The sequence below is a fragment of the Mesorhizobium sp. M1A.F.Ca.IN.020.06.1.1 genome (genome assembly GCF_004023265.1).
In the GTDB taxonomy this organism is placed as follows: Bacteria; Pseudomonadota; Alphaproteobacteria; order Rhizobiales; family Rhizobiaceae; genus Mesorhizobium.
This window is the reverse complement of the sequence record NZ_RZSR01001640.1, coordinates 1-641: the sequence shown is the minus strand read 5'-3', so window position 1 is coordinate 641 and position 641 is coordinate 1. Positions and strand designations below refer to the sequence as shown.

Annotated in this window: 1 protein-coding gene; it reads left to right on the top strand. The window is 65.5% G+C overall.

The genetic code is table 11. The features are described 5' to 3' along the window. Positions 1–641: hypothetical protein (locus EOA60_RS36075; protein ID WP_128312782.1), on the top strand; the 641-nt coding region annotated here is incomplete at both ends.

Genomic DNA, 641 nt, shown 5'->3' with positions numbered 1-641 from the left:
CTTCCGACCAGCCCGCCGCCGATCAAGGGGCGGCCGATCAAGGCGCATCGAGCACTTCTGACGCCGCTCCCGCCGACACCGACAAACAGGCGCCGATCCCGTTCGAAGGCGGCCAGCTCACCATCACGCAGCCGGAGCAGGACGGCGAGAAGATGCTCGCCTATGACGGCAAGCAGCTGGCCAGCAATTACGACGTCTCCTTCGACAGGATCGTCAAGATCGGCGACGTCAACGTGGCGCTGGTCGATGTCGGCGACGGCGGCAACCAGTGCGGCCCGGCCAAGGTCATCGTCTGGAAACCGAAGGACGGCGGGATCCGGACCACGACGGTCGAGCAGGACGAATGCGGCGCGCCGCCGGCCGCGGTTTCCGACGACGCCATCTATTTTGTGCCTTTCCTGCTGCCCGGAGCAACCAAGCCGGCCTTGCAATGGTCGCCGACCGAGGGGCTGACGACCTCCGGAAACCTGACCTACACGCCGGAACCCGGCACCGACTGGAAGGACGTCGATGCGTCGAAATACGACAACATCATCGACGCGTTCCATAACGAAGCGGTCTACAAGGCGGCGCAGGCGCTGCTGGGCGACGATATGCCCGACATGGCGACCAGCCTGCTGGTCGGCGGCGGCACCGAAAAG